Below are 6,304 nucleotides of genomic sequence, written 5' to 3'. Positions count from 1 at the left end.
TCAGCAGCGTGCTCACCCCGATGTCGACGTAGTCGGCCAGCGCCGCCTCCCACGCCAGCAGCGCGCCGGTGTCCGAGCCCGCGAGCACGCGGGCGGCCTCGCCCGCACCGGCGACCCAGCTCTCCGGGGAGGCTTCGCGGTCCGGCGCCACGACGGTGTAGCCGTCGGCGGCCAGCCGCCGCCCGAGCCGCTCGTACACGCCGGGGTGCTCGCCCCGCCCGTGCAGCACGACGACATGCCCCCGCGAAGCGTTCTCCGGCGCCCAGGTGCGCGTCATGACCCCTCCGTTCCTCTCTCCCCCGGCATGATCCCCCGCCGCACTCCCACTCCGCCCGCACCCCGGAGTGAACGGACCGTTTGACCAATCTATTGGGACCAGCGGGCCGTTCACTCCCCCATGAGCACCCGGATCGAGTGGCGCTCCCACGTGTCGCCTGATCGCTGATCGCCGAGCGAACGGACCGTTTGACCAATCTATTGGGACCAGCGGGCCGTTCACTCAGGAAATCGCGGGTGCGGGGTTCGCCGCGCGGCGGGCGACGGTTTCGCGCACTCGCGGGAGGAGTTCGCGGCCGTAGTCGATGGCGTCGTCCAGCGGGTCGTAGCCGCGGATCAGCAGCGTGCTCACCCCGATGTCGACGTAGTCGGCCAGCGCCTCGGCCACCGTCTCGGCGGTGCCCACCAGCGCGGTGGAGTTCCCCGCCGCGTTCGTCGCGCGCGACGTGGGAGTCCACAGTGCACGGTCGTGCAGGTCTCGGCCCGCCGCGGCGGCGAGCAATCGCTGCGATCCGACGTTGGCGACCTCGGCGGACTTGCCGAGCGTCTTCGGCCCGGTGAACGAGCCGAATCCGCCGCGAGCCGCGTGGATCCGGTCCAGGATCCGGTGCGCCCGTTGCCACGCGAGTTCTTCGGTGGCACCGAGGATCGGCCGGAACGAGACGCTGATGCCCGGGAGGTCGCAGCGCCCGGCGGCCTTCGCGGCAGCCCGCACCGACGCGATCTGCTCGGCGGTCTCGGCCAGCGGCTCGCCCCACAGCGCGAACACGTCGGCGTGCTTGCCGCCGACCCGGTACGCCGCCTGCGACGATCCGCCGAAGTACAGCGGAATCCGGGGCTGCTGCGCCGGTTTCACCTGCGTCTCGAATCCCTCGAACCGATAATGCTCGCCCACGTGGTCGATCGGGCCCGGCTCGGTCCAGGCCCGTTTGAGCACTTCGAGGTATTCGTCGGTGCGCGCGTAGCGCTCGTCCTTGCCGAGGTAGTCGCCGTCGCGCCGCTGCTCGGCATCGCTGCCGCCGCTGATGACGTGCACCGCGATCCGCCCGCGCGCCAACGTGTCCAATGTGGAGAACGTGCGCGCGGCCAGCGTCGGCGCGACGAAACCCGGCCGGTGCGCGACCAGGAAACCGAGTCGTTCGGTGTGCGCGGCCACGTGCGCGGCGAGCTGCGTGCCGTCCGGCGAACCCGAACCGTGTCCGATGAGGACGCGGTCGAACCCGCCGTCCTCGTGCGCGCGGGCGAACCGGCGCAGGAACTCCGGGTCGATCGCCGGGCCGCCGGCCGGATGGATCTCCGAGACGTGCTGCGCCCCGATCATGCCGACGATCTCGACCGACATGTCACCACTTCCTTCACGAATGTGCGTTGCGTTGCCGGAAAAGCTCACCGGTCCGGTTTCGGCTCAGGACCGCGCGTGCCGGAGCCGCGAACGGCCCGCAGCCCCTTCACAACGAAGTCCTCAGTGGACACCGAGCCAGGACAGCAGTTCCGCGCGCTGGGCCACGAAACCCGGCGCGGAAACGTCCCGCGGCCGTTCGTGCTCGACGAGCTGGTCATGCGCGATGCCGCCGTCGCGCAGCACCAGCACCCGATCGGCCAGCAGCAGCGCCTCTTCGACGTCGTGGGTGACCAGCAGGATCGCGCAGCCGTGGCGCTGCCAGAGCTCGCCGACCAGGTTCTGCACCTTGATCCGGGTCAGCGCGTCGAGCGCGGAGAACGGCTCGTCCAGCAGCAACAGGTCCGGTTCCCGCACCAGCGCCCGCGCCAGCGAGGCGCGCTGCGCCTCACCGCCCGAGAGCACCTTGGGCCACACGTCGACCCGATGTCCCAGGCCGACCTCCTCCAGCGCCTCGATCGCCTTCGCCCGGTCCGGACGCCCGTCCAGGCCCAGGACCACGTTGCGCCACACCCGTTTCCACGGCATCAGCCGCGGGGACTGGAACGCCACCGCACGGCGCCGCGCGACCTGCACGTCCCCGCCGATCTCGCGGTCCAGGTCGGCCAGGATGCGCAGCAGCGTGCTCTTTCCGCAGCCGCTGGGGCCGAGCAGGGCAACGAACTGGCCCGGCCGGATGTCCAAGTCGAGTCCATTGAGGACGGTGTGCTCGTCGAAGCTCTTGGTGAGCCCGCGCACCGACGCGGGCAGCGCCGTCGTCTCGGGCGCGCGCTCGGCTACGCTCCGCGGAAGGCCGGTCGCCATGCCAGAACAGTCCTTTCCAGAAGTCGCACGATGAAATCGGCCACCAGGCCGAGCAGGGCGTAGAGCACCAGGCAGACCACGATCACGTCGGTCTGGAAGAACTCGCGCGCCATGTTCATCTCGTAGCCGATGCCCGCGGTGGCGTTGATCGTTTCGCCGAACACCAGCGCCAGCCACGCCGAACCGAGCGAGTACCGCAGGCCCACCAGGGCGTTGGGCATCGCCGCGGGCAGGATCACGTGGCGCACCTGGGCGAACCGGCCGAGCCCGAGCGTCCTGGACGCCTCCACCAGGCCGGCATCGACGTTGCGGATGCCGCCGTAGATGTTCATGTACAGCGGGAAGGTCACTGCCAGCGCGATCAGGATGATCTTGGGTTCCTCGCCGATGCCGAACCAGATGATCAGCAGCGGGATCAGTCCGATCACCGGAACCGTGCGCAGCATCTGCATCGGCGCGTCGATCAGGTCCTCACCCCGGCGGAACAACCCCGACAGGGTCGCCAGCACCACGGCTGCGACCAGCCCGCACACGAGTCCGGCACCGACGCGTTGCACCGAGGTCAGCACGGCCGACTGGATCCGGCCCTCCTCCCACAGCTCGCCGGCGGTGGCCAGCACCGTGGCCGGGGAGGCCAGCGTGTCCTCGTCGAGCAGGCCGGTACCGCTGAGCACCTGCCACAGCACGATCAGCCCGACGGGACTGAAGGTTTTGAACAACCAGCGTGGAATCCGCGGGCGGTTCCTGGCTTTGCTGTTCCGGACGTTGGTGACCGCGATGGCATCCGGGTCGGCCCGGGCGCCGTTCGGGGCATGATCGGGCAGAGTCATCAGCACGCTCCGCTGGACAGCACGGCGTGCACCGCGCGCGGGTGCCGCCGGGAGGAATCAGGAGGAAGGCGTCGGCCTCGACCGCGGTCGCCCGCGGGAGTTTTCAGGCGCTACAGAGCGCGGACGACACACGCGCGAAATCCACGTATCCGCGTGTGGTGAGAGTCGCCGTCCGGGCCATGTGGTGACGGTATCGACGCCCTGCCCGGCCGTAAACCCAACCCGGAGAGCCGAGATTCGATTCCCAGCCCGTGGGAGCCCGCCGCGGACTGTGAATTCCCCCAGAACCGCCCCGGGAAGCTCACCAGCACGGATACGATCGGCACATCATGAGCTCTACCCCAGGTGAACTGCTGGCCGTCAGCGATCTGCACGTCGCGATGGCCGAGAACAAGGACATCGCCCGCAACCTGCGCCCGCGCACCGAGCACGACTGGCTGATCGTCGCCGGAGATGTCGGCGAGCTCTCCGACGAGATCTCCTGGGCGCTGGAGCTGCTCGCGGAACGGTTCGCCAAGGTCATCTGGGTTCCCGGCAACCACGAGCTGTGGACGCCGAAGCAGGATTCGCTGCAACTGCGCGGCGAAGCGCGCTACCTGGAGCTGGTGCGCCGCTGCCGGAAACTCGGCGTGGTCACGCCCGAGGACGAGTTCCCGATCTGGACCGGCCGCGGCGGCCCGGTCACCGTCGCGCCGCTGTTCGTGCTCTACGACTACACGTTCCGCCCGGCGGGAACCGCCACCAAGGAAGAGGCGCTGGCCGTCGCGCACGAGTCCGGCGTGGTGTGCACCGACGAGTTCCTGCTGCACCCCGACCCCTACGAGACCCGCGACGACTGGTGCCGCGCCCGGCTGGCCTACACCGAGCAGCGGCTCGCCGAGTGCGACCCGGAACTTCCCACCGTGCTGGTGAACCACTACCCGCTGGTGCGCGAACCCACCGACGTCCTCTGGTACCCGCAGTTCGCGCAGTGGTGCGGAACCGTGCACACCGCGGATTGGCACCTGCGGCACCGGGCTTCGGTGGTGATCTACGGGCACCTGCACATTCCGCGAACCACTTGGCACGACGGGGTGCGCTTCCAGGAAGTCTCGGTCGGCTACCCGCGCGAGTGGAAGCGGCACGGCTTGCCCGCGGACTCGCTGCGGCCGGTGTTCGGCGAGGAGGCGGCGTGATCGAGCGGTTGCTGCCGGGCGAACTGGCCTGGGAGGAGACTTTCACCGACCCGCCGGAGGCGTGGCTGTTCGACGAGGAGTCGCAGGTGATCGCCCGCGCGGTGGACAAGCGCCGCCGCGAGTTCACCACCGTGCGGCACTGCGCGCGCAACGCGCTGGCCAAGATCGGCGTGCCGGCTGCTCCCCTGCTGCCGGGTGAACGCGGCGCACCCGGCTGGCCCGAAGGCGTGGCGGGCAGCATGACGCACTGCCTCGGCTACCGGGCCGCGGTGGTCGGCCGCCAGGAAACCGTGCTCACGGTGGGCATCGACGCCGAACCGCACGACGCACTTCCGGACGGGGTGCTGGAGGCGGTCACGCTGCCCGCCGAGCGCGGCCGGATCACTGAACTGTCCACACCGGACTCGTCGTTGCACTGGGACCGGATCCTGTTCAGCGCCAAGGAATCCGTGTACAAGGCGTGGTTCCCCGTGGCCCGGGAATGGCTCGGTTTCGAAGACGCCGAACTCACCATCGCCCGCGACGGCGCGTTCCACGCGCAGCTGCTCAAACGCGGACCGGACGTCGAGGGCGCACCGCTGGACTCGTTCACCGGCCGCTGGCTGGCCGCCGACGGCCTCATCATCACCGCGATCACCCGCTTGCGTACGACAGGATGAGCCGTCGGGGAACCGCGCTCACGAATCGGGCGGCTGCCCGAGTTCGGTAGCGGCGATGCCGCAGCGGATCGTGCTGCGGGGACGGGACCGATGGGCTTCCGGCGGCTCTTCGCGTTCTCGCCGTAACATCCGGTGGGTGCGCATCACGGTTCTCGGGGGTTGCGGCGCTTGGCCCGTTCCGGACCAGGGGTGCAGTGGCTACCTGGTCGAACACGGCGGTTTCCGGCTGCTGATCGATCCCGGTTACGGCACGTTCCAAGCGCTGCTGCGGACCACCGCTGCGGAGCGGGTCGACGCGGTGCTGGTCAGCCACGGTCATCCCGACCACTGCGCCGATTTGAACCCGCTGCTGCGCGCGCGTGCGCTCGGTCCGGACCCCTGCGCGCCGCTGCCCGTGCACTCGTTGCCGGGAGCATTGGGGCCGGTGCTCGCGCTGGACTCCCCGCACATGCTGGCGACGGCCTATCGCCTGGCCGAGTTCACGGCGGGACACCGGTTCGCCATCGGACCGTTCACAGTGGACGCACGGTGCACGCCGCACTTCGTGCCGAACGCGGCGGTTCGGCTGGCCGCGGGTGGCAGCACGCTCGTCTACACCGGCGACAGCGGTCCGAGCCCGCAGCTCGATGCACTCGCCGCGGGAGCCGACGTGCTGCTCGCGGAAGCGACCTTCGTCGAGCGGGTCGTGCCGGATTCCGACTCCCCGCACCTGTCCACGGCCTGGCAAGCGGGACGGTGCGCAACGCGCACCGCGGTCGGGCGTCTCGTGCTCACCCACCTCTGGCCGGGCACCGACCGATCGGCGGCGCGCTCGGCGGCGCGGCGCGAGTACCGCGGTGCGATCGACGTCGCCGAACCGGGTTTGACCATCGAACCGGGCTGAGCGGGAGCCCTCAGCTCCGCGGACTGTCCACCGGCAACCCTCGTGCCAGCACGGCCGTGCACGCCAGGGCCGCGGCGGTGGCTCCGAGCACGCCTGCAGCGCCGACTCCGGCGGCGACGAGGCCGACCGCTCCGGGCACCACGACCTGACCGGCCCGATTCCCGGTCAGGCGCAACGACATCGCGCGCCCGCGCAGGCCCGGCGGGGTCGACTCGGCAAGCCACGACATCGTCAGCGGCTGGCCGACGCCCATCCCGAGCCCGGCCAGCACGACCGCG

General features: G+C 70.6%; 8 protein-coding genes. 3 read left to right on the top strand and 5 right to left on the bottom strand.

Annotated elements, in window-relative coordinates:
• The 4 genes from IJH84_RS01105 to IJH84_RS01090 form a co-directional block, all read right to left on the bottom strand.
• Positions 1–277 (bottom strand): alpha/beta hydrolase (locus IJH84_RS01105; protein WP_295139174.1); only part of this gene is annotated, 277 nt, incomplete at its 3' end.
• Positions 278–499: 222 nt separating this feature from the next.
• Positions 500–1,618, bottom strand: coding sequence for an LLM class flavin-dependent oxidoreductase (locus IJH84_RS01100; protein ID WP_295139172.1), 1,119 nt, complete (start codon positions 1,616–1,618; stop codon positions 500–502).
• A 120-nt stretch (positions 1,619–1,738) separates the two neighbouring features.
• Positions 1,739–2,479 carry an ABC transporter ATP-binding protein gene (locus tag IJH84_RS01095; protein WP_200070697.1) on the bottom strand — a complete coding sequence of 247 codons (741 nt, stop codon included), beginning with the start codon at positions 2,477–2,479 and terminating at the stop codon, positions 1,739–1,741.
• Positions 2,452–3,309 (bottom strand): ABC transporter permease, encoded by an 858-nt coding sequence (locus IJH84_RS01090; protein ID WP_295139166.1) that lies wholly within the window; start codon positions 3,307–3,309, stop codon positions 2,452–2,454. Before IJH84_RS01090 ends, IJH84_RS01095 begins: the two co-directional genes overlap by 28 nt.
• A gap of 329 nt (positions 3,310–3,638) precedes the next feature.
• Between IJH84_RS01090 and IJH84_RS01085 the strand changes: the two genes are divergently transcribed.
• The 3 genes from IJH84_RS01085 to IJH84_RS01075 all read left to right on the top strand — a co-directional run bounded on the left by IJH84_RS01085 (position 3,639) and on the right by IJH84_RS01075 (position 6,026).
• Positions 3,639–4,484, top strand: a complete 846-nt coding sequence (locus IJH84_RS01085) for a metallophosphoesterase (RefSeq protein ID WP_295139163.1) — start codon at positions 3,639–3,641, stop codon at positions 4,482–4,484.
• Positions 4,481–5,143 (top strand): 4'-phosphopantetheinyl transferase, encoded by a 663-nt coding sequence (locus IJH84_RS01080; RefSeq protein WP_295139160.1) that lies wholly within the window; start codon positions 4,481–4,483, stop codon positions 5,141–5,143. The genes IJH84_RS01085 and IJH84_RS01080 overlap by 4 nt, the downstream gene beginning before the upstream one ends.
• 136 nt (positions 5,144–5,279) lie before the next feature.
• The gene (locus IJH84_RS01075) at positions 5,280–6,026 is read left to right on the top strand and encodes an MBL fold metallo-hydrolase (protein WP_295139157.1); all 747 of its coding nucleotides are present in this window, start codon (positions 5,280–5,282) and stop codon (positions 6,024–6,026) included.
• A gap of 10 nt (positions 6,027–6,036) precedes the next feature.
• Here IJH84_RS01075 and IJH84_RS01070 read toward each other — a convergent pair.
• Positions 6,037–6,304 (bottom strand): MFS transporter (locus tag IJH84_RS01070; RefSeq protein WP_367268931.1); only part of this gene is annotated, 268 nt, incomplete at its 5' end.

The organism is Saccharopolyspora sp. (assembly GCF_017434145.1).
GTDB lineage: Bacteria > Actinomycetota > Actinomycetes > Mycobacteriales > Pseudonocardiaceae > Saccharopolyspora_C > Saccharopolyspora_C galaxeae.
Note: the sequence above shows the minus strand (reverse complement) of the source record. Positions and strands in the feature narration are given on the sequence as shown.